Origin of the sequence: Thermoactinospora rubra, assembly GCF_002093975.1 — a bacterium.
Taxonomy (GTDB): Bacteria; Actinomycetota; Actinomycetes; order Streptosporangiales; family Streptosporangiaceae; genus Nonomuraea; species Nonomuraea rubra_A.
Map to the genome: position 1 here is coordinate 20,735 of NZ_MSZZ01000061.1, position 21,007 is coordinate 41,741.

The window sequence follows — 21,007 nt, forward strand, 5'->3', positions numbered from 1 at the left end:
CGGTCACCTCACGGCGTCCAGGGCGCGGCGACCTGCCAGGTGGAGTCCTCCGCGTAGGTGGAGGCCGTGTCATGCGCCTGGGCGCCGTCCTTGCCCGCCAGGTAGACGGCCGAGTAGTAGTGCCTGATGTGGTAGCCGGGGTAGTTCAGCGACTCCAGCGACACCCCCGAGCCACCCCACAGCGGACCCATGGCGCAGAAGGTGGCGTCGGCGTCGAACAGCGCCGTGCCGTCGCGGGCGTCCTTCCTGATCCGGTACTGCGAGTGCCGCAGGTAGTGGCCGGGGAAGTTGCGCGACTCCAGCGACACGCACGAGGGGTCGGCCAGGCCCCGCCGTACCGTGAAGGTGGCGTCGGCCTTCAGCAGCGCCGGGCCGGCGGCGGTGACCACCTCGGTGAAGGCCAGGCCGTCCTGGTGCCGCAGGTAGCGGTCGGTGCAGCAGGGCGTGACGACCTTCAGCGAGACGTTCTGCCCGGCTGCCAGGTCGGCGCCGCTGCGCCACCAGGCGGGGGCCTCCTGCCAGCTGACGTCCTGCGCGAAGCTCGCGGCGGCGTCCCACGGGTTGGGGCCGCCGGGCCTGGCGATGTAGACCTCGCTGTCGATGTGCCGCAGGTAGTGGCCGCGCAGGTTGTACGACTCGTAGGTCAGCCCGGTGCCGCTCAGCCCCGGCCGCACGCAGAAGGTGGCGTCCTGCCGGAACAGCGCGGAGCCGTCGCCCGCCTCCCGGCGCACCCGGTGGTCGCGGTGGCGCAGGTAGTGGCCGGGGTGCACGCGGGACTCGAACGACACGCAGGAGGGGTCGGCCAGGCCGGGCCGTACCCAGAAGGAGCTGTCCCTCTTCAGCGCGTCGGCGCTGCCGGAGCCGACCACCTCCGTGACGCCCAGGCCGCCGGAGTCGCGGACGTAGCGGTCGGTGTGGCCCGGGGTGGTGACCCGCAGCGACACCAGCCGGTTCACCCGGGCGGCGGCCGCCGCGTCCAGCACGGAGCGGTGGACGGCGCGCAGCCGGTCGGCGTCGGCCTTCAGCACCCGCCTGTCGTAGGTGTACAGGCCGTTGACCTCGTTCTCCACGTCGGTGGGCTGGGTGTAGATCGAGCCCGACAGCCCCCGGCCGGTGACGAGCGGCTTGACGGCCCTGGTGACCTCCTCGTACCGGCGGTTGAGGGTGGCGGAGTCCGGCGTCATCTCGTAGGCGAAGCCGTTGCCGGGCGACCACTCGTGGCCGGGCACGCGCAGGCCGAGCCCGCCGAACTCGCCCAGGACCGCGACGCGGGTGCCGGTGGCGGGGTTGGGCGTGCCGGGGCCGACGTAGATGTGGTCGTCGACGACGTCGCCGTTGCCGCCGTCCCAGCCGCAGCAGTTGGAGCCGGAGTTGTTGTTGACCAGCCGGGTCGGGTCCCAGCTCTTGACGAGGTCGGCGATGCGGGCCGGGTCGTACTCACCCCAGCCCTCGTTGAAGGGGATCCACTGCACGATCGAGGTGATGCCGCGCAGGTTGTCCACCATGCGGTACAGCTCGTCCTCGAAGGTGGCCCGGTCGGCCGCCGAGGGGTTCACGCCGGTGCGCATGGACGGCATGTCCTGCCAGACCATGAGCCCGAGCCGGTCGGCCCAGTAGAACCAGCGGGCGGGTTCGACCTTGATGTGCTTGCGCACGGTGTTGAAGCCGAGCGCCTTCTGCTGCTCCAGGTCGAAGCGCAGGGCGGCGTCGGAGGGCGCGGTGTAGATGCCGTCGGGCCAGTAGCCCTGGTCGAGCGTGCCGATGTTGAACACGAAGCGGCCGTTGAGCACGGGTCGCAGCACGCCGCCGACGAACGCCTTGCCGACCGAGCGCATCCCGAAATATCCGGTCACGGTGTCACCGCCGGCCAGGCTCACCCGCAGGTCGTACAGGAACGGGTCCTCAGGCGACCACAGCCGCGCGTTGGGGATCGGGATGCGGATGCGCCGGCCGACCGTGCCGTCGGCGGCGGCCACCTGCTGCCCGCCGGACAGCACGACGGCGCGCACGGCCTCGCCGGCGGTGCCCTTCACCACCAGGTCGAGCGCCCCGGCGGGGAGGTTGGGCGTGGTGTCGAGCCGGGTGATGTGGGCGGCGTTGACGGGCTCCAGCCAGACCGTCTGCCAGATGCCCGAGGCCGCGGTGTAGAAGATCCCGCCCGGGTTGAGCCGCTGCTTGCCGACCGGCTGGCCGCCCGCGTCGACCGGCGAGTGGACCCCGACGACGAGCTCGTTCGCGCCGGAGCGCAGCGCGGAGGTGATGTCGAAGGAGAACGGGTCGTAGGCCCCGGTGTGCTGGCCGACGTGGGTGCCGTTCACCCAGACGCGGGCGCGCCAGTTCACGGCGCCGAAGTTGAGCTTGACCCGGCGGCCGCTCCAGGCGGCGGGGACGGTGAAGGTCCGCCGGTAGTACATGAAGGTCTCGTGCCGCTGAACGCCCGACAGGGCCGACTCGACCGGGTACGGCACGCGGACGGTCTCCGGCAGGTTCTGGCCGACGGGCGGGTTGTCGATGCCGGCGGCGCCGGTGAACTGCCAGGTGCCGTTGAGGTTCTGCCAGTCGGGCCGCACCAGCTGCGGCCGGGGGTACTCGGGCAGCCCGTCGGCGGGCCACGGGGTGGTCAGGGGCGCCGCGGCGGCGGCCGGTGCGGCGGTGGACACGGTGGGGACGAGGAGCGCGGTGAGGAGGAGCAGGGGGAGGAGTAATCGGATCATGGCGCGGCCCTCCGGCTGAGGAAACGGTGGACGATCACGACGGCGGCCAGGAAGGCGCCGCTGACGACCTGCTGGAACGCGGACGTCAGGCCGCCGGCCTGGTTGATGAGGTTCTGGATCACGCCCAGCAGGAGGGCGCCGGCGATGGTGCCGGTCAGCCCGCCCGCTCCCCCGGTGAGCAGGGTGCCGCCGATGACCACGGCGGCGATCACGTCGAGTTCGAGCCCGATGCCCAGGATCGTGACGCCGGAGGACAGGCGGGCGGCGTTGAGCGCGCCCGACAGCCCGGCCAGCAGCCCGGACACCAGGTAGACGATGATCTTCGTGCGGCTTACGGGCACGCCCATGAGGGCGGCGGCGTCCTCGTTGCCGCCGATGGCGTAGACGTTCTGCCCGAAGCCGGTGCGCTGGAGGAACACCGCCGCGACGGCGAGGACCGCCACCGTGACGAACACGGGGTAGCCGATCCCCGCCGGCGACCCCTGCCCGATCGCGGCGAACGTCTCGTCCTCGACCAGGTAGGTGGTGGCGCCCTCGCCGGTCAGCGACAGCATGAGCCCGCGGGCGGCCAGCAGCCCGGCGAGCGTCACGATGAACGGCGCCATCCCGGTCCGCGCGATGATCACCCCCTGGACCAGGCCGAACAGCCCGCACACCGCCAGCGGCAGCGCCAGCGCGGCCAGCGTCCCGTACTGCGAGCCGTAGGCGGCCAGCACGCCCCCCAGCACGAACAGCGAGCCGACGGACAGGTCGATGCCGCCCGAGATGATCACGAAGGTCATCCCGATCGCGATGATCGCCAGGAACGAGGAGGCGGTGGCGATGTTGGTGAGGTTGGCGGGCGTGAGGAAGGTGTCGAACGCCAGCGTGCCGGCCACCACCAGGACGCCCAGCACGACGAGCGCGCCGTGCTGCCGGAAGAGCGTGCCCGCGCGTTCGCGGGTGGTCTCGGTCAGGGTCACCGTCGCTCCCGAGCCGCGTAGACGGCCGCGAGGATGATCACGGCCTGGGCCATCTGGGTCCATGACTGGGGCAGGTTGTGCTTGATCAGCGTGGCCTGGAGCAGCTGCATGAGCACCGCGCCCATGACCGTGCCGAGCACCCGCACCCGCCCGCCGCTCAGCGGGGTGCCGCCCACCACCACCGCCGTGATCGCCGACAGCTCCATGAACAGCCCCAGCGACGTGGGGTCGCTGGCCTGCAGCCGCGAGGTGGCCAGCACGCCGGCGACGGCCGCCAGCGCACCGGAGATCACGTAGACGGTGAGCAGGATCCTGCGCACCGGCAGCCCCGACAGCCGGCTGGCGGCGCGGTTGCCGCCCACGGCCACCAGCTGCCGGCCGAACGTGGTGCGCCGCACCACGAAGGCCACCGCCGCCGTGAGCGCCACCGCCGCCAGCACGACGATCGGAATCCCCGCGACCGAGTCGCTGCCGATGGCGACCAGCGTGGGGTTGACGAACTCCTTCAGCTGCGGCAGCAGCACGTTGGCCAGCCCCCGCACGCCGACCAGCAGCGCGAGCGTGGCCACGATGGGCTGGACGCCGACGAACGCCACCAGGGCGCCGTTGGCGGCGCCGACCAGCGCTCCGGCGAGGACCGCCATGAGGATCGCGGGCGCCGCGCCGTACCCGAGGTACAGGGCGATCACCGACGCGGACAGCGCCATGACCGACCCCACCGACAGGTCGATGCCCTCGGTGCCGATCACCAGGGCCATGCCGAGGGCCACGATGACGATGGGGGCGACCTGCACGAGCTGGGTGCGGAAGTTGTCCAGGGCCAGGAAGTGGGGGGTGAAGGCGGCGTTGAACAGCAGCAGCACGCCCACCGCCGCGTAGACGCCGTACTCCTGGAACCAGGCGATGCGGCCGCGTGCCGGCTCAGCCATGGCCGCCTCCGGCGATCACAGCCATGATCCCGTCCTCGGTGATGTCGTCGTGGAGCTCGCCGGCGACCGCGCCCTCGCGCAGCACCACGACCCGGTCGGAGCCCTCCACCAGCTCCTCCAGGTCGGAGGAGATGAGCACGACCGCCAGGCCGTCGCCGGCCAGCTCGTCGATCAGCGCCTGGACCTCGGCCTTCGCGCCGACGTCGATGCCCCGGGTGGGCTCGTCGAGCAGCAGCACCTTGGGGTTCATCGCGAGCCAGCGGGCCAGCAGTACCTTCTGCTGGTTGCCGCCGGACAGCTCGCCCGCCGGCTGGTGCGGCCCTGCCGCCTTGATGCGCAGCCGGTCCACGAACGCCGCCACCACCCGGTCGACCTCGGCTTCGGAGACGATGCCCGCCCGCGAGAGCCTGGGCAGCGCGGCGAGCGCGATGTTGTCGCGGACCGACAGGGTGGGCACGATGCCCTCGGCCTTCCTGTCCTCGGGCAGCAGGACGACGCCCGCCTCGATCGCGGCCGGGACCGACCCGCCGGGCACGGCGCGGCCGTTCACGCTGACCCGGCCCTCGTCGAGGGGGAGCGCCCCGGCGATGGCCTTGGCCGTCTCGCTCCTGCCCGAGCCCAGCAGCCCGCCGAGCCCCACGATCTCGCCGGGCCGTACGGCCAGCGAGACCCCGCGCAGCAGGTTGCGGCGGGCCAGGCCTTCGGCGCGCAGCACCGGCTCCCCGGCGCTGTCGTGGTGCCCGGCGAACTTGGTCAAGCCCTCGGCCCGCACCTCGGAGACCGCCCGGCCGAGCATGAGCGAGATCAGCCGCAGCCGGTCCAGTCCGGCCAGCGGGCCGGTGTGCACGGCCCTGCCGTCGCGCAGGACGGTGACCCGGTCGCAGATCCGGTACAGCTCCTCCAGCCGGTGGCTGACGTAGACGATCGCGGTGCCGCGCGCCTTGAGCCCGGCGATGACGGCGAACAGCGTCTCCACCTCGCGGGGCTCCAGCGAGGAGGTCGGCTCGTCCATGATGACGACCCTGGCGTCGGCCTGGATGGCCCTGGCCAGGGCCACCATCTGCTGGACGCCGAGCCCCAGCGAGCCGAGCGGGCGGCGCACGTCGACGTCGATGCCGTACTCGCGCAGGACCGCCGTGGCCCGCTCGCGCATGGCGGCGAAGTCGATGAGGCCCAGGCGGCCCCGCGGCTCGCGGCCGAGCAGGAGGTTGCGCGCCACGCTCATCTGCGGGACGAGGTTGACCTCCTGGTAGATCGTCGCGATGCCGGCCCGCTGGGCCTCCAGCGGGCTGCCGAACTCCGCCCGCTCGCCCCGGTAGCGGACCTCGCCGCCGTCGAGCCGGTACACCCCGGTCAGCACCTTGATCAGGGTGGACTTGCCCGCGCCGTTCTCCCCGACCAGGGCGTGGACCTCGCCCTGGTCCAGGGAGAAGGACACGCCGTCCAGGGCCGTCACGCCGGGGAAGACCTTGACGGCGTCCCGGGCTTCGAGCACGGGCCCGGCGGTGCGGCCGGCCGTACCCGCGCCGGAGCCCGGGGCGTCGCGGCCCGGCACCTCAGTAGGCCTGGCCAAGGGAGTCCTTGGCGTTGGCGCTGTCGTACTCACGGTCCTCGATGATGACCTTCTCGGGGATGGGCTCGCCGTCGAGGAACTTCTGCGCGGTGGCGAAGGCGAGCTGGCCGAAGCGCGGGTTGGACTCGATCACCGCGTAAATCCAGCCGTCCACGATGCCCTGGACGGCGCCGCGGGTGCCGTCGATGGACACGATCTTGACGTCGCCCGGCTTCTTGCCCGCGCCCTTGAGCGCGGTGACGGCGCCCAGCGCCATCTCGTCGTTCTCGGCGTAGATGCCGTCGATGTCCGGGTTGGACTGGATGAGCTGCTCGGTGACCTGCTGGCCCTTCTCGCGGGTGAACTCGCCGGTCTGCTCGAAGGTGATCTCGATGTCCGGCGCCTTGGCGGCGATCTGCTCCTTGAAGCCGTTGGTGCGCTCGGTGGTGACGTTGTTGCCCGGCGCGCCGAGCAGGATGGCGACCTTGCCCTTGCCGCCGAGCGCCTCGATCATCTGGTCGGCGGCGCGGCGGCCCTGCTCGGTGAAGTCCGATCCGATGAAGGTGACGTAGTCCGCGCAGTGCCTGGCGTTGATCTTCCGGTCGATCGTGATGATCGGCACCTTCTTGGCCGCGGCCTGCTGGAGGACGGGCTCCCAGCCGTCGGAGTTGAGCGGGGCGATGACGAGCAGCTGGGCGCCCTGGGCGATGAGCTGCTGCACGTCGCTGATCTGCTTGGAGAACTGCGACTGCGCGTTGGTGACCTTGAGGTTGGCGATCCCCAGCTTGGCGGCCTCGTCCTTGATCGACTTGGTCTCGGCGATGCGGAAGGGGTTGGCCTCCTTCTCCGACTGGGAGAAGCCGACGACGGCGCTCTTGAGGTCGAACTTCGGGGAGCCGTGCTGCGCGATGGTGCAGCCGCCGCCCGCCGGGGCGGAGGGGCTCTTGACCACCTGCTGCTGGGCCTGGGCGTCGGCTGGATTGGCGGTGGCGGTAGGGGCTTCGGCCTTGGCGCACCCGGTCAGCACGACCGCGGCGGCGGCCAGCACTAAGGCAGCGCGCATCTTTCCTCCTGGGGCGTTCGGTGCGTGGGCTTCACAGTGAAGGAGGGCGGAAACGAGCCGATAAAGGAGCCGTCACAGTGCGGTCACATTCGATCTGATATGGTCAAAAACGATCCGCTTTGGACGGTCACCTCGTCGTGACCGGCGCGGACTAAGATCCGAGGCGTTCGCCACCGCCGCAGGAAGCCCCGCATGACCGAATCCGCCCGCCCGATGTTCGCCGCCGAGCGCCGCCAGCGCATCCTGGAGCTGGTGCGCGCCAACGGCGCGGTCTCGCTGCGCGAGCTCGCGCTGGCGGTCGGCTCCTCGGAGGTGACCGTCCGGCGCGACGTGCGCTACCTGGAGAGCGAGGGGCTGCTCGACCGCCACCACGGCGGCGCGACCCTGCCCGGCGAGCTGTCCCGCGAGCCCAGCTACGCGCAGAAGAGCTCCACCGCGGCGGCCGAGAAGGCGGCCATCGCCGAGCTGGCCGCCTCCCTGGTGGAGGACGGCGACGCCGTCGCGATCGGGGCGGGCACGACCACCCAGGCCCTGGCCCGGAGGCTGGCCCGGCACACCGAGCTGGCCGTGGTGACCAACTCGCTGCTGGTGGCCCAGGCCCTGGCCGACTGCCCGCGCATCGAGGTGGTGGTGACCGGCGGCACGCTGCGCGGCTCCATCCAGGCGCTGGTCGGCAGCGCGGCCGAGCGCTCCCTGGCGGGCCTGCGGGTACGGCGGGCGTTCATCTCGGGCAACGGGCTCAGCGCCGAGCGCGGCCTGTCCACCCCCAACATGCAGGTCGCCGGCGTCGACCGGGCGCTCGCGGCGACCGCCGAGGAGGTCGTCGTGCTCGCCGACCACACCAAGATCGGCGTGGACACGATGGTCCAGACCGTGCCCGCGGAGGAGATCACCGACCTGGTCACCGACGATCGCGCCGACCGCGCGGTCCTGGACGAGCTGGCCGCCAGGGGCGTGCGCCTCCACATCGCTCGAATCTGACCGACCGTGACCGAATCACGGTTCGATTCTTGACGGAATCGTTCCCTTGCTCGGTCACCATCCTCGGGAGGAGGGTGGCTTATGGCAAGCATGGCCATCGAGGCGGCCGGGATCGTCAAGGACTTCTCCGGCGTCCGCGCGCTCGACCGGGTCTCCTTCTCGCTCGCGCCCGGGGAGGTCCACGCGCTCGTCGGCGAGAACGGCGCGGGCAAGTCGACGTTCGTCAAGATCCTGTCGGGCGTCCACCGGCCCGACGCCGGGCGGCTGCGGGTCGGCGGCGCCGACGTGCGCTTCGCCACCCCCATGGACGCCCGCCTCGCGGGCATCTCGGCCCTCTACCAGGAGGGCAACCTCATCGCCAGCATGAGCGTGGCACGCAACCTGCTCCTGGGCAGGGAGCCGCGCACCCGGTTACGGCTGATCGACGTCCGGCGGCTGCTCCGCCGCAGCGAGGAGATCTTCGGCGCGTACGGCATGCGGATCGACGTCCGCAAGCCGCTCGGCTCGCTGCCCACGGGCGCCCAGCAGATGGTGGCGCTGATCCGCGCCGTCGAGAGCGACGCCCGCGTGGTCGTCATGGACGAGCCGACGGCCTCCCTCGGCGACGCCGAGGCCGCCGCCCTCTTCGCCGCCGTGTCCCGGCTGCGCGAGCAGGGCAGGTCCGTGATCTACGTGAGCCACCGCCTGGAGGAGGTCTTCCGGCTGTGCGACCGGGTCACCGTGCTGCGCGACGGCAGGGTCGCGCACACCGGGCCCGTCGCGGGCCTGCACCGGCTCCGGCTGGTCGCGCTCATGCTGGGCCGCGACCCGGCCGAGGTCGCCGAGCGCGGCCTGACCGGCTTCGACGGCGCCCATCCCGAACCCGCCGACGCCCCGGTCCTGCGCGCCACCGGCATGGTCAAGGAGTCCGTCCTGCGTGGCGTCTCCCTGCACATCCGGCCCGGCGAGGTGGTCGGGCTGGCCGGGCTCGTGGGCTCGGGCCGCACCGAGACCGCCAAGGCCATCGCCGGCGCCCTCAGCCTGGACGCCGGACAGGTGACGGTCGGCGGCAGGCCGCTGCGGACGGGCGCCATCCGCGCGGCCATCCGGGCCGGGGTCCACCTGCTGCCCGAGGACCGCAGGAGCGAGGGGCTCATCCCGTCCCTGTCGGTGCGCGAGAACATCGCGCTGGCCGCGCTCCCCCGCCTGGCGCGGGCGGGCCTGATCTCCGAGCGCCGCGTGGACGAGGTCGTCGACGCCCTGGTCAAGCGGCTCGGCATCAAGGCCACGGGCCCCGGCCAGCGGGTCGCCGAGCTGTCGGGCGGCAACCAGCAGAAGGTGCTGCTGGCCCGCCGGCTCGCGATGAACCCCAAGGTGCTGCTGCTGGACGAGCCGACCCGCGGCATCGACGTGAGCGCCAAGGCCGAGGTGCACGGGCTCATCGACGAGCTGGCGGTGAACGGCCTGGCCATCCTCCTCATCTCCGCCGACCTGGAGGAGCTCGTCGAGGGCGCGGACCGGATCGTCGTGCTGCGCGACGGCGCCGTGCTGGCCGAGCTGAACGGGCCCGACGTCACCGCCGAGGTGATCACCGCGACGATGGCGAAGGAGGGGCCCGGGGGCGGCGCGTGAGCCTCAGGGCTTGCGGGCGATGCCCACGTACGCCATGCGGGCCAGCTCCTCGTCCACGAAGGCCCGCGTGTCGGCGTCGGCGAAGGGCCAGCCCACCTCCGGGCCGTTCCCGGTCACCAGGCCGGGCGGGACGAGCTCGAAGTCGCCGAAGAAGGCCCTGATCTCCGCCCCGGCGCGCGGGCAGAACGGCGCGTTGGCCTGCTGGTAGATGCGGCTCACCGCGGCCACCCGCTCGGGCGCCGCGTCGCTGCCGACGTGGGACAGCGCCAGGTAGCTGCCCGGCGCGAGAGCGTCGCGGTAGGCGGCCACGAAGCCCTGCGGGTCGGCCGAGTCGGGCACCAGGTGCAGGAAGAACATCATCAGCACCGCCACCGGCCGGTCGAAGTCCAGCAGCTTGGCCACCTCCGGGTGGCCCAGGATCTCCGCGGGCCTGGTCGCGTCGCCCTCCACCATGGCCACCCGGTCCGGCTCGGCCAGCAGCGCCCGGCCGTGCGCGCAGACCACCGGGTCGTTGTCCACGTACACGATCCGGGCGTCGGGGGCCAGGCGCAGCGCCACCTCGTGCACGTTCTGCTGGGCCGGCAGGCCGGAGCCCAGGTCGAGGAACTGCCGGACGCCCTGCCCGACGAGGTACTCCACCACGCGGCCGATCAGCCTGCGGTTCTCGCGGGTGCCCTCCCGGGTCTCGGGCAGGACGCTGAGCACCAGCTCGGCCAGCTCGCGATCGGCGCGGAAGTTGTTCTTGCCGCCGAGGAAGTAGTCGTACATGCGCGCGGCGTTCGGGACCGACGGGTCCACGCCCGGGGGTGCGGCTTCGGCGTCCATGCGATCCCTTCCGGCCATCCCGGCACATCTGTGATGATCGGATCCTATGACGCGGCGCGGCCCGGCGTGCCGGCCGATTCGGGGCTCCGGCCCGCGGCCTTGGCGAGCGCCTCACGCAACGCCCCGGCCGAGAAGTCCGGCAGCACCGCGGCCAGGTGGCCGTCCGGCCGCACCAGGTGCACGCTGTCCTCTCCCGCCCGCAGGGCCCGGAGCGCCACGCCCTCCACGTCGATGCCGGGCAGGCCGTACACCTCGACCGGCACCTCGGCCGGCAGCACGCCCGCGCAGGCCGTACGGGCCGGCTCGACCCGGTCGGCGCGGGCGGTGAGCACCACGAAGCCGCCGCCGAACAGCCGCCGCAACCGCGTCCGGCCCCCCGCCGCCGCCACGGGCGCATCCGGGCAGAGCACGCCGGGGACCGGCGGGCGCACGGCTCCCGGCTCGGCCGGCACCGGCTCGCCGCCGGTGGTCAGCGGCGAGTCCACATACCAGTACGGCTCGGCGAGCTTGCCGGAGTCGATGTGCTTGCGCGCCCCGGGGTCGGTCACGGCGGCGGCCAGCACCTTGCGGCGCCACTCCCAGCGTTCGGCGGTCTGCGGCACCAGGAACTCCATCGTGTCCCCGGTGACCTTCAGGTTCTCCAGCGCGGCGGCCCGCCGTTCGTTCTCGTAGCTGTCCAGCAGCCGCTCGCCGCCGAGGGCCAGCTTCCAGGCCAGGTTCTCGGCGTCCTGCAGCCCGGAGTTCAGGCCGCGGGCGCCGAAGGGCGCGTACAGGTGCGCGGCGTCCCCGGCCAGGAACACCCGCCCCCGCCGGAACGCCGCGGCCACCCGCTCGTGGAAACGGTAGAGCGTGAGCCAGACGATCTCGTACGGCCGGTCGCCCACGATCTTGCGCACCATGCCGTCGACGTCGGCCGTCGCCACGTCGAAGTCCGACGGCACCTGCCAGTCGATGCGCCACACCGAGTCCGGGCACTGGTGGACCAGCACCTGGCGGCCGGGGTTCCACGGCGGGTCGAAGTAGAAGCGGCGCTCGCTGGGGAAGGGCAGGTCGGCCTTGACGTCGCAGATGAGGAAGCGGTCGTCGAAGGACCGGCCGGGGAAGTCGATCCCGGCCAGCCGCCGGACCGCGCTGCGCGAGCCGTCCGCCCCGACCAGGTGGCCGCCGCGGACGACCGCGCCGCTCCCGGTCCGGACCGCCACGCCCTCGGCGTCCTCCTCATAGCCGGTCACCGGATCGCCGAAACGCACCTCGACCAGCGGCTCGGCGGCGGCCTTGGCCAGCAGCAGCTCCTCCACGCGCGCCTGGGAGATGTTGATCCACGGCGGGAAGACGCTCTTGCCCGGATCGGGGAAGGTCACGCTGTACAGCTCGTGCTCGCGGTAGTAGGTGCGGCCGGTGGTCCAGGTGACGCCCTCGGCGACCATCTGCTCGGCCACGCCCACCCGGTCCAGCACGTCGAGCACGTCCCGCTGGAAGCAGATCGCCTTGGACCCGGCCGGGTCGCGCCGCGGCCGGGCCTCCAGCACCACGCTCGGCACCCGGTGACGGGCCAGCAGCAACGCCAGCGCCACCCCGACCGGCCCGGCGCCGACGATCACGACTGGAGTGCGTTCCATACCTCGCGGTCCCTCTCGGCGGTCCAGATCACCGGGCGCTCGATCCCGGACAGCTCGTCCCACAGGCGGGAGACGTTGAACGGCATGCAGTGCTCGAAGATCGGCCAGCGGCCGTAGCGGGGCTCCAGGGCGGCGTGGGCGGCCTCGAACGCCTCCTTGAGCGTGCCCCCGGCCGCATGCACGCGGCCGGCCTCGGTGAGCATGGTGCGCAGGAAGTCGCGGGTCTGCTCGACGGCCGCCGCCACGGCGGAGCGGCCCCGCGCCACCGCCCCGCGCCCGCCGACCAGCGCCTCGGCCTCCAGCGCGGCGACCCGGTCCAGCGTGGTCGTGGCCCACTCGCGGTGGTAGGCGTCGCCGGTGTACAGCGCCGCCTGCGCCTCCACCAGGTCCCCGGCGAACAGCACCCGCTGCCGGGGCAGCCAGGCGACGATGTCGCCCTCGGTGTGGCCGCGCCCGCAGTACCGCAGGACCAGCTCGCCCCGCTCGCCGCCCAGGTCGATGGTGACCCGGTCGGAGAAGGTGAGCGTCGGCCAGGTCAGGCCCGGGATGGAATCGGGGTCCTTGAACAGGCGCGGCATCCGGCCCAGCTCGGAGGCCCAGTCCTGCTTGCCGCGCTCGGCGATCAGCGCCCGGGTGTTCTCGTGCGCCACGATCACCTCGGCGCCGAAGGCGGACGCGCCCAGCGTGCGCACCGCGTGGTAGTGCGACAGCACGAGGTAGCGCACCGGCTTGCCGGTGTGCTCGCGCAGGCGCTCCAGCCAGGCGCGGGCGGCGACGGGGGTGGCCATGGCCTCGAAGCAGACCAGGAAGTCCTCCCCCTCGATCGCGCCGACGTTGGGGTCGCCCTCGGCGGTCAGCGCGTAGACGCCGTCGGCGATCACCTCCAGCGTCTGCTGCTTGTCCTCCAGATCGGCGGAGGAGGCGAACGGCTTAGCGGTCATCGGCGAGCTCCAGGGCTATCTGCGTGATCTGGTCCTCCTGGCCGCCGACGAGCCGGCGTCGGCCGCACTCGAGCAGGATCTCGGCGGGGTCGACGCCGTAGCGACCGGCGGCGCGGGCGGCGTGCCTCATGAACGAGCTGTACACCCCGCCATAGCCCATGGCCAGGGACAGCCGGTCCACGACGCATTCGCCGTCCATAAGGGGACGTACCACATTCTCCGCCACTCGCATCATGGCGAAGGCGTCGACTCCCGTCTCGATGCCGAGCTTGTCGCAGACGGCGACCAGCGCCTCGGTGGGCGTGTTGCCCGCCCCGGCCCCGAGGCCGCGGGTGCAGCCGTCGACCTGGACGGCTCCCGCGCGGAAGGCGAAGACGGTGTTGGGCCACGGCCAGCGAGAGGTTCTGGTGGCCGTGGAAGCCGACCTGCGCCTGGCCGCCCACCTCGGCAAGCAGCGCACTCACCCGGTCGGTGACGTCCTCCAGGATCATCGCGCCCGCCGAGTCGGTGACGTAGACGCACTGGCATCCGGCGTCCACCATGATCCGTGCCTGCTTGGCCAGCTCCTCGGGGGGTCAGACATCCCTGGACGTTGGATGTCAAGCGGTGAGGTCGTGATTGCGGTGTGACCAGGCGATTGCTTGGTCGTAGCGGGTGTGGGTTTTGAGGCAGCCGTGGAGGATGCCGACCAGGCGGTTGCCGACTTGGCGGAGGGCGGCGTTGTGGCTGACATCACGGGCTTTGAGCTGGTCGTAGTAGGCGCGGACGGCGGGGACGTGGAGGATGGCGCAGGACGCTTGGAGGTGGAGGGCGTCGACGAGCCGGTCGTTGTGGACGAACCGGACCTTGGTGACGATCTGCTCCAGGACGTGGAAGTTCGGGTCGGCGAGCGGCTGGCTGAAGCCGACCGTCTTGCCTTCGGCGTCCGCGCAGCCGGGACTCCCGCCGCCGGTCGCCCTCGCCTCGGACGGTGCGGCGGCGTTGCCGCCGCACGCCGTCACCGCCATCATGACCACGGACAGGCCCGCGAGCGCGAGACGTTTCATACGCCACCTCGATCAGGTGCTTGCTTGACGATCGTCATCTGGTCAACGAGTCGGCCGCGAGGGCGGCTGTCGTCGTAACGTGCTCCTCGGCGGGGCCGGGCCGCGACGGTGGCGTTCCGATGACCGGAACGGCCCGGCGCAGGCTCCCGTTCCGCCTGCCGGACCGGCGGGCGCGACCGGGCGCGGGCGGCGTTCCTAGCCTCTCCATGCCATGGACATCGAGGGATTCTCCGGCCGGATCCTCACGGCGGGCGACCAGGGCTTCGCCGAGGCGTGCGGCATCTGGAACCGCGCCGTCACCCGGTCGCCGCGGGCGGTGGCGCGGTGCCGGACGACCGCCGACGTGGCGGCAGCCGTACGGCACGCCCGCGCGACCGGGCTGCCGCTGGCCGTGCGCGCGGGCGGGCACAACTTCGCCGGGCACGCCCTGGTGGATGACGGGCTGGTCGTCGGCCACTGCACCGACACGCTGCGCGTGCCCGAGGGCCGGTTCACGGCGGTCGGCGAGATCAACGAGACCGCCCTGGAGCGCTACGAGCCCCAGACCCTCACCCTGACCGGCAGGCGGGGCACCCTGACCGTGCAGCAGATCGTCTACCCCAACGAGTTCAAGCTCACCCTGCGCTTCGGCTGAGCCGTACCTTCTGAGGGCCGCTTGAGGGCCGCCACGTGAGGCGGCCCTCGTCTCATGCCGCCTCCGGTGACGATCGTCGTATGCTTGCCGAAGAACCGGACCTCTCGGAGGAGAGCCTCGTTGAGCACCAAGCGGGACGCCTGGGCGGGCGCCACGCCCTCCATGGCGGCCTCGCCCCGCAGCGCCAGCGGCGGCCAGCCGAAGATGCTGATCATGGACTTCTGCGGCGCCTACCTGCGGCCGCTGGGCGGCTGGTGCCCCATCGCCAAGATCGTGCAGTTGATGAGCGAGCTGGGCGTGGACGAGACGGCCACCCGCTCGGCGCTGGCCCGCATGCGGGACAAGGACCTGCTGGAGCCGGAGGTCCGCCAGGGCGTGCGCGGCCTGCGGCTGAGCGCCAGGGCGCTGCCCCTGCTCGCCGAGAGCGACCAGCGGATCTTCGGCCCCCACCTCCCCGCGCGGCTGGCCGACGGCTGGGTCCTGGTGTCGTTCTCCATCCCCGAGGAGGAGCGGGCCAAGCGCCACCGGCTGCGCTCGCGGCTGTCCTGGCTGGGGTTCGGCAACCTGAGCAACGGGCTGTGGATGGCGCCGCGCCGCATGGCGCGCGACCTGGAGAAGGCCGTGGAGGAGCTGGGCTTCCAGCACTACGTCATGACCTTCGAGGCCGCCTACACCGGCTTCGAGGAGCTGTCCGCGGTGGTACGGCGGGCCTGGAACCTGGAGGAGCTGGCCGGGCTCTACACCGACTTCCTGGCCTGGGCGCGGCCCGTGCTCGACCGCTGGGAGGGCCGCTTCCCCGAAGGCCGGCAGGCGTTCGCCGACTACACGCTCAGCCTCTACCACTGGCGAAAGTTCCCCTACCTGGACCCCGGCCTGCCCGAGGAGCTGCTGCCCGCCGACTGGCCCGGCCGGGCGGCCGCCGAGCTGTTCGCCGAGCTGCGCATGCGGCTGGAGGGCCCGGCCATCGACTACGTCAGGGCCTTCTGACCGGCTGGTGCCGGTACTCGATCCATCCCGCGCCGCCGAAGCCGATGTCGACCGTGCGCAGCAGCCCGCGTGACACGCCGTTGTCGATGATCGAGGAGTTCGTCAGCGGGTACCGGTCCCGCCCAGGTTGATCGCGTACGCCAGCGGCGCGCCCGCGATGCCGCCCTCGGGCATCGGCCGGGTTCGGACCGTGGCGGCGCCGGCGCGGGGGCGCTGCGCCCCGGCTCGGTCGGCCCGCTGCCGAAGGGCGGCGGGAGCCGGCCGTACTGGTCGACCACGTGCCCGGCGAACCAGGCGTCGCGCCGCACAACGCGCGCTCCGCTCACCGGAACGACGCGCTGAGCGCTCCAGGCGATCGTCCGGACAATGACCGCGTGAACAGCTACCTGGGCCTTCCGGTCACCGTCTCGAGCGCCGACGTGAGCGCCGCCTCGGCCACCCGCGCGGCCCGGCGGTTCCTGACCGCCGAGCACACCGTGCTGGACGCGCTCGGCGACCTCCGCGTGCGCCGCCTGCGCGTGCTCACGGCCGCGGGCGAGCCCGCCTCGTCGATCCCGATGGGCCGGGTGCGGGTCCCGCTGGACCACCATGTGGCCATCGAGTACGGCCTGGCGGCCGGGCTGCTGGCGCTGGTCCCGCTGGAGTACGGCGGGCAGCTCACCACGAGCTTCCCCGACCCCACCCAGCTGGCGGTCGCCTGCGAGCCCACCGGGGTGGTGGACGTCGGCGCGATGGCGCGGACCACCGTGGGGACGCTCAGCATCAGGCACGCCGACATGAAGCTGGTCGGCGAGCGGTCCAACAGCCCCGTCGCGCCGGGAGCCCGGCGGATCCGGGTCAGCTGCGAGCGCCTGGCCTTCTCCCCCGCCGAGATCCGCGTCAAGGCCGGGGAGGACGTCGCGATCGAGCTGGTGGCCGCCGACGTCATGCACAACTTCGTGCTGGAGGAGTTCGGCGCCTACGTCCAAGCGGACGCGGGGCGAAGCGCGGTCGGCGGGTTCCGCGCCGGCCGTCCGGGGGTCTACGAGTTCCACTGCTCGCTCATGGCGCACCGCGCGGCGGGCATGACGGGAAGGCTGGTGGTCGAGCCATGACCGGCACGCTCCTGGGCTCCAGGAAGACCCTGGTCGTCTTCACCGGGCTGCTGCTCGGCCTGCTGATCGCGGGCCTGGGCCAGACCACCGTCGCGGTGGCCGCGCCCACGATCGTGCAGGATCTGGGCGGGTTATCCGATCTGCCGTGGGTGTTCACCGCCAACCTGATCGCCGCCGCGGTGGGCGCGCCGCTGTTCGGCAGGCTCAGCGACCTGTACGGCAGGCGGATGCTGTTCAACGTCGCCCTCGTGCTGTTCCTGGCCGGCTCGGCGGCGTGCGCGCTCGCGCAGAACGTGCCCCAGCTCGGCGTGTGCCGGGCCGTCCAGGGGCTCGGCGCCGGCGGCCTGACCGCGATGGCCATCGTGATCGTGGGCGACATCGTCTCGCCCCGGGCCCGCGCCGCCTACCAGGGCTACATCGGCGCCGAGCTGGCCGTCGCCCAGGTGATCGGGCCGTGGCTGGGCGGCTACCTCACCGACGCCTTCTCCTGGCGCTGGGTGTTCCTCGTCAACCTGCCCATCGGCATCACGGCCCTGGTCGTGACGGCCACGACCCTGAAGGTGCCCTCGCCGCGCGAGCGCGCCGCCGTGGACTGGGCGGGCGCCGCCCTGCTCGTCGTGGCCCTGTCCTGCCTGATGCTGGTGTTCTCCTGGGGCGGGCGGCTCCACCCGTGGACCTCCGGCCCGATCGTGGCGCTGGTCGCGGCGACCCTGGTGGCGCTGGCGGCGTTCGTCCTGGTGGAGCGGAGGGCGGCCGAGCCGATCATGCCGTTGCGGCTGTTCGCCAACCCGGTCGCCGCCACCGCCCTGGTGCTGGTGTTCTTCGCCGGGGCCGGGCTGCTCACCATGACCTTCTACATGCCCGCCCTGCTCCAGATCGTGATCGGGATGAGCGCCACGAGCTCCGGCCTGCTGCTCTTCCCGCTCCAGGCGGGCGTGGTCGTCACCTCGGTGGTCTCGGGCCACGTCGTGGCCGCCACCGGCCGCTACCGCGAGGCGTACTTCTCGGTCTATCCGGGCGTGTGGCGGCACGGCGACTGGCTGACGATCACCAGCCGGGGCACCGCGATCATCCACGGGCGCTCGGACTCGACGCTGAACCGCCGCGGCGTCCGCATGGGCAGCTCGGATCTACCAGGCCGTCGAGGCGCTGCCCGAGGTGGCCGAGGCGCTCGTGGTCGGCGTCGAGGAACCCGACGGCGGCTACTGGATGCCGCTGTTCGTACGGCTGGCCGGCGGAGCCGCCCTGGACGCCGCGCTGACCGGCCGGATCCGCGAGGCCGTGCGGACCAAGGCCTCGCCGCGGCACGTGCCGGACGAGGTGCTGGAGGCGCCCGCGATCCCGCACACCGCCACCGGCAAGAAGCTGGAGGTCCCGGTCAAGCGCATCCTCCAGGGCGTGCCGGTCGAGCAGGCCTGCAAGCTCGACGCGGTCGACGACCCGGAGGCGGTGCGCTGGTTCGCGGCGCTCGCCGCACGCCGTACTTAGTAGATCTACTCAGTAGATCTCGAACAGGGCGGCGGCGCCGTCGGACAGCTGGGAGGCGTTCCCCGCGGTCACGATCCGGCGGACGACGGCCTGAGGACCCTTCCCGTCGCCAACCGGGGAGAGACCGCCGTCCGCGCGGGCGGGCCTCGGCGGGGACCAAGCGGCGGCCGTGCATGGACACGTGGTAGCCCGGGGCGAAAGCGGCGTGGCGCGTTGCCGTACTCACCGAGCGGCATGAAGCCGTGGCGGCGGAACGCACGGCGCCCCGGCAGGGTGGGCCGGGGCGCCGGGGCTGGGGTGCCGGGACCGGTCAGGCCGGGTTCGCCGGTCAGAACTCCCGCACCTCTTCGCAGCCGAGCGGCTCGGGGTCGATCCCCTTGTCGAGGACGATCACATCCGCGTCGCCCTCGCCGCAGGCCAGGAAGGAGTCCTTGGCCAGGTCCTTGGCCAGGAGCAGATCGTCGCCGCCCAGGCCGTTCAGCCTCTCGCCGGAACCGCCGCCGTCGTCCAGCCGGTTGGCGGCGGCGCTGCCGGTGAGGGTGTCGCCCCCGAACGTGGAGCCCACGATGTTCTCGACGTCGTCGCGGATGTTGTCGGAGTCGATGGCGCGGCCGTCGTTCGGCTGGTTGTCGAGGCTGACCCGCACCGGCCGGTTGCTGCTCTTGTAGGAGACGGTGTCGGTGCCCTCGCCGCCGGAGAACGTCAGCCGCCGCGGCGTGTTCTGCTTCGTGCTCGCGATGAAGGTGTCGTCGCCGGGGCCGCCCTTGACGATCCCCTTGAAGTCGACGCCCACGCTGAAGGAGTCGTTGCCGTCACCGAGGTCGGCGACGAACTTCAGGGCGCTGGTCCCACAGGTCACGGCGCGGGGCGTGAGCTTGACGCAACCGGCCTTCGGGGTGAGCGGCTCGGTGTCGAACACCGCGATCTTGCCGTTGAAGACGGTGATGGAGGCGCTGTTCCGCCCGCCCTTGCCCGCCGTGTAGACGATCTTCCCGTTCGACACCTCGACGGTTCCCGGCGAGGCGGCGTTGCCGGGGCCGGCGAGGGCGCCGGCCAGGGCGGTGGACGCGACGGCCAGGCATGACAACCGGGCCAGGTGCTTGCTGAGACGCATGATTGTGTCCTTGTCGTATGGGGCTTCATCCCGCGGATGGGAACCGCGGTGCGTTCGGATAGCGGTACGAGGCCCAGGCGCCAAGCAGTTCCGCAACCGGTCAAAATGCACACAAGGCTTGCCTCGTCACGCGGTGGCTGCGGCCTCCACCGGTGGGTCGACCACGTGCTCCAGCAGCTCGGCCAGGCGCCGCTGGGCGCGGAAGGTCCGGCTCTTGACCGTCCCCATCGGGATGCCGAGCGCCTGGCTGATCTCGGACTGGGTCATCTCGTGGAAGTAGGCGAGGTACAGGACCTCCCGCTCCTGGGAGCTCAGCCGGGCCATGGCGCGCGTGACCTGCCAGGTGAGCCACGGCTTTTCCATGGAAGGCGGCCCGACGGCCAGCCGCGAGTCGGCCACGAAGTCGATGGCCACCGTCTCGCTGCCGCGGCGGTGCTTGCGGTACAGGTCCATCGCCGTGCGCCTGGTGATGGTGAACAGCCATGGCTCTATGTCACGCGCGGTGTCGTAGCTCCCCGCGGCCTGCCAGATCTTGATGAACGCCTCCTGCACGGTCTCGGCCGCCAGATCCCGGTTGCCGAGCATGCTCAGCGCGGTCGCGAACATGGGCCGGGAGTAGCGGTCGAAGAGCTCTTCGAACGCCGCCCGGTCCCCGCGCTGGAAGCGGTCCTTGAGGGGTTCGACAATGTCTGGCCTGGTCAACGGGCACCTCGGTTGCGTCTTGGAAGCATTGCCGAGGCGAGCCTGCGACCCGGCTCTGTCATCGGCCTCTCCGCGCGCTCCCAAGCAGCTGTCAGCCGGAGCCCGGAGAAGCCGTCAGCGCCGCTTGCGCGCCTTCGCGAACCGGTTGGTCGGCGGCAGCCAGCACGCCACCACGACCGTCGCCGCGGCCAGGACCGTCACCAGCGCCAGGACGCCGATGTGGGTCGCCACCAGGTCCGCGAGCTCGCGGAGCCCGAGGAAGAGGGCGATCACGCTGAAGACGGTCAGCGTCACGCGCGCCCATGTCCTGGCCGACCGGACTGCGAGCAGCAGCAGCCCGATCATCGCCGCGAGGAAGATCCACAAATACGCGCGTGCCTGAAGCGCGCCGTAGGCCTCCTCGGTGGCCGCTTCGAGGACGAAGCTCCCGGTCTTCGTGCCCGCCTCGATGTCGAACGACTCCTCGATGTACGAGCGCAGCAGGTCCCTGCCGGAGACCAGATAGACGAGGGCGGAGGCGAGCGCGCTCACGACGACCGCCGTGGCGGCCACGATGACGGCCGTCAGAGTCTTCGGCCGCCCGGGCGGCTGGGCGCCGCCGGCATCCGCCGGGGACAGTCCGCGCACGTCCGAAGAGGGAATCTGGTAGCTGCTCATGCTTGCTCCTTCTTGCCGGCTCTCGCCGGTCCGCGTGGTGGTCGCTACGCAGTACGGCCTGGCCGCGAAGGCCGGTTCCGGCGCACCC

General features: G+C 72.4%; 19 protein-coding genes and 1 pseudogene. 6 read left to right on the plus strand and 14 right to left on the minus strand.

The features are described 5' to 3' along the window. Positions 1-8: 8 nt before the first annotated feature. The 5 genes from BSB02_RS33960 to BSB02_RS33980 are packed head-to-tail and all read right to left on the minus strand — an operon-like array spanning position 9 to position 7,220. Entirely contained in the window at positions 9-2,714 is a 2,706-nt protein-coding gene (locus BSB02_RS33960; protein ID WP_084965094.1) for an AbfB domain-containing protein, read from the minus strand. Further along, positions 2,711-3,676, minus strand: a complete 966-nt coding sequence (locus BSB02_RS33965; protein WP_240506906.1) for an ABC transporter permease — start codon at positions 3,674-3,676, stop codon at positions 2,711-2,713. Before BSB02_RS33965 ends, BSB02_RS33960 begins: the two co-directional genes overlap by 4 nt. Then, positions 3,673-4,605: an ABC transporter permease gene (locus tag BSB02_RS33970; RefSeq protein ID WP_084965096.1), complete on the minus strand. Its 933-nt coding sequence runs from the start codon at positions 4,603-4,605 to the stop codon at positions 3,673-3,675. Before BSB02_RS33970 ends, BSB02_RS33965 begins: the two co-directional genes overlap by 4 nt. After that, a complete protein-coding gene (locus BSB02_RS33975; RefSeq protein WP_084965097.1) occupies positions 4,598-6,178 on the minus strand; it encodes a sugar ABC transporter ATP-binding protein in 1,581 nt (526 codons plus the stop codon). Before BSB02_RS33975 ends, BSB02_RS33970 begins: the two co-directional genes overlap by 8 nt. Next, positions 6,162-7,220: an ABC transporter substrate-binding protein gene (locus BSB02_RS33980; RefSeq protein WP_084965098.1), complete on the minus strand. Its 1,059-nt coding sequence runs from the start codon at positions 7,218-7,220 to the stop codon at positions 6,162-6,164. The genes BSB02_RS33975 and BSB02_RS33980 overlap by 17 nt, the downstream gene beginning before the upstream one ends. Positions 7,221-7,412: 192 nt before the next feature. Between BSB02_RS33980 and BSB02_RS33985 the strand changes: the two genes are divergently transcribed. Both BSB02_RS33985 and BSB02_RS33990 read left to right on the plus strand, forming a co-directional pair. Beyond that, a complete protein-coding gene (locus tag BSB02_RS33985) occupies positions 7,413-8,201 on the plus strand; it encodes a DeoR/GlpR family DNA-binding transcription regulator (RefSeq protein WP_206185034.1) in 789 nt (262 codons plus the stop codon). 81 nt (positions 8,202-8,282) lie between these two features. Next, complete coding sequence (locus BSB02_RS33990; protein WP_084965099.1) at positions 8,283-9,812, plus strand: sugar ABC transporter ATP-binding protein; 1,530 nt, start codon at positions 8,283-8,285, stop codon at positions 9,810-9,812. Positions 9,813-9,815: 3 nt separating this feature from the next. Here BSB02_RS33990 and BSB02_RS33995 read toward each other — a convergent pair whose 3' ends face one another. The 6 genes and pseudogenes from BSB02_RS33995 to BSB02_RS42685 form a co-directional block, all read right to left on the minus strand. Beyond that, on the minus strand, positions 9,816-10,637 hold the full coding sequence (locus BSB02_RS33995; RefSeq protein ID WP_084965100.1) for an SAM-dependent methyltransferase: 822 nt from the start codon (positions 10,635-10,637) through the stop codon (positions 9,816-9,818). A gap of 44 nt (positions 10,638-10,681) precedes the next feature. Next, positions 10,682-12,256, minus strand: a complete 1,575-nt coding sequence (locus BSB02_RS34000) for an FAD-dependent monooxygenase (protein WP_084965101.1) — start codon at positions 12,254-12,256, stop codon at positions 10,682-10,684. Beyond that, on the minus strand, positions 12,235-13,197 hold the full coding sequence (locus BSB02_RS34005; RefSeq protein ID WP_084965102.1) for an MBL fold metallo-hydrolase: 963 nt from the start codon (positions 13,195-13,197) through the stop codon (positions 12,235-12,237). Before BSB02_RS34005 ends, BSB02_RS34000 begins: the two co-directional genes overlap by 22 nt. Continuing rightward, positions 13,187-13,657: a hypothetical protein gene (locus BSB02_RS34010; RefSeq protein WP_240506908.1), complete on the minus strand. Its 471-nt coding sequence runs from the start codon at positions 13,655-13,657 to the stop codon at positions 13,187-13,189. Before BSB02_RS34010 ends, BSB02_RS34005 begins: the two co-directional genes overlap by 11 nt. Beyond that, positions 13,635-13,739 (minus strand): annotated as a pseudogene (locus BSB02_RS42680) (4-hydroxy-2-oxovalerate aldolase); the annotation flags it as partial. The gene BSB02_RS34010 and the pseudogene BSB02_RS42680, both read right to left, overlap by 23 nt. A 57-nt stretch (positions 13,740-13,796) precedes the next feature. Further along, positions 13,797-14,243 (minus strand): hypothetical protein, encoded by a 447-nt coding sequence (locus BSB02_RS42685; protein WP_240506910.1) that lies wholly within the window; start codon positions 14,241-14,243, stop codon positions 13,797-13,799. Between the two features lie 211 nt (positions 14,244-14,454). Between BSB02_RS42685 and BSB02_RS34020 the strand changes: the two genes are divergently transcribed. The 4 genes from BSB02_RS34020 (at position 14,455) to BSB02_RS43905 (ending at position 18,634) form a co-directional block, all read left to right on the plus strand. Continuing rightward, positions 14,455-14,877: an FAD-binding protein gene (locus tag BSB02_RS34020; protein ID WP_084965103.1), complete on the plus strand. Its 423-nt coding sequence runs from the start codon at positions 14,455-14,457 to the stop codon at positions 14,875-14,877. Between the two features lie 120 nt (positions 14,878-14,997). Then, a complete protein-coding gene (locus BSB02_RS34025) occupies positions 14,998-15,864 on the plus strand; it encodes a PaaX family transcriptional regulator (protein WP_158088808.1) in 867 nt (288 codons plus the stop codon). 374 nt (positions 15,865-16,238) lie between these two features. Further along, positions 16,239-16,958, plus strand: a complete 720-nt coding sequence (locus BSB02_RS34030; protein ID WP_084965105.1) for a plastocyanin/azurin family copper-binding protein — start codon at positions 16,239-16,241, stop codon at positions 16,956-16,958. Next, positions 16,955-18,634 (plus strand): MFS transporter, encoded by a 1,680-nt coding sequence (locus tag BSB02_RS43905; protein WP_084965106.1) that lies wholly within the window; start codon positions 16,955-16,957, stop codon positions 18,632-18,634. The genes BSB02_RS34030 and BSB02_RS43905 overlap by 4 nt, the downstream gene beginning before the upstream one ends. A 140-nt stretch (positions 18,635-18,774) precedes the next feature. On the opposite strand, the gene BSB02_RS34040 is transcribed toward BSB02_RS43905, so the two are convergent. The 3 genes from BSB02_RS34040 to BSB02_RS34050 form a co-directional block, all read right to left on the minus strand. Then, a complete protein-coding gene (locus BSB02_RS34040) occupies positions 18,775-19,560 on the minus strand; it encodes a hypothetical protein (RefSeq protein ID WP_084965107.1) in 786 nt (261 codons plus the stop codon). Between the two features lie 126 nt (positions 19,561-19,686). Continuing rightward, the gene (locus tag BSB02_RS34045; RefSeq protein WP_084965108.1) at positions 19,687-20,262 is read right to left on the minus strand and encodes an RNA polymerase sigma factor; all 576 of its coding nucleotides are present in this window, start codon (positions 20,260-20,262) and stop codon (positions 19,687-19,689) included. A gap of 114 nt (positions 20,263-20,376) precedes the next feature. Further along, entirely contained in the window at positions 20,377-20,919 is a 543-nt protein-coding gene (locus BSB02_RS34050; protein ID WP_084965109.1) for a hypothetical protein, read from the minus strand. Positions 20,920-21,007: the final 88 nt, after the last annotated feature.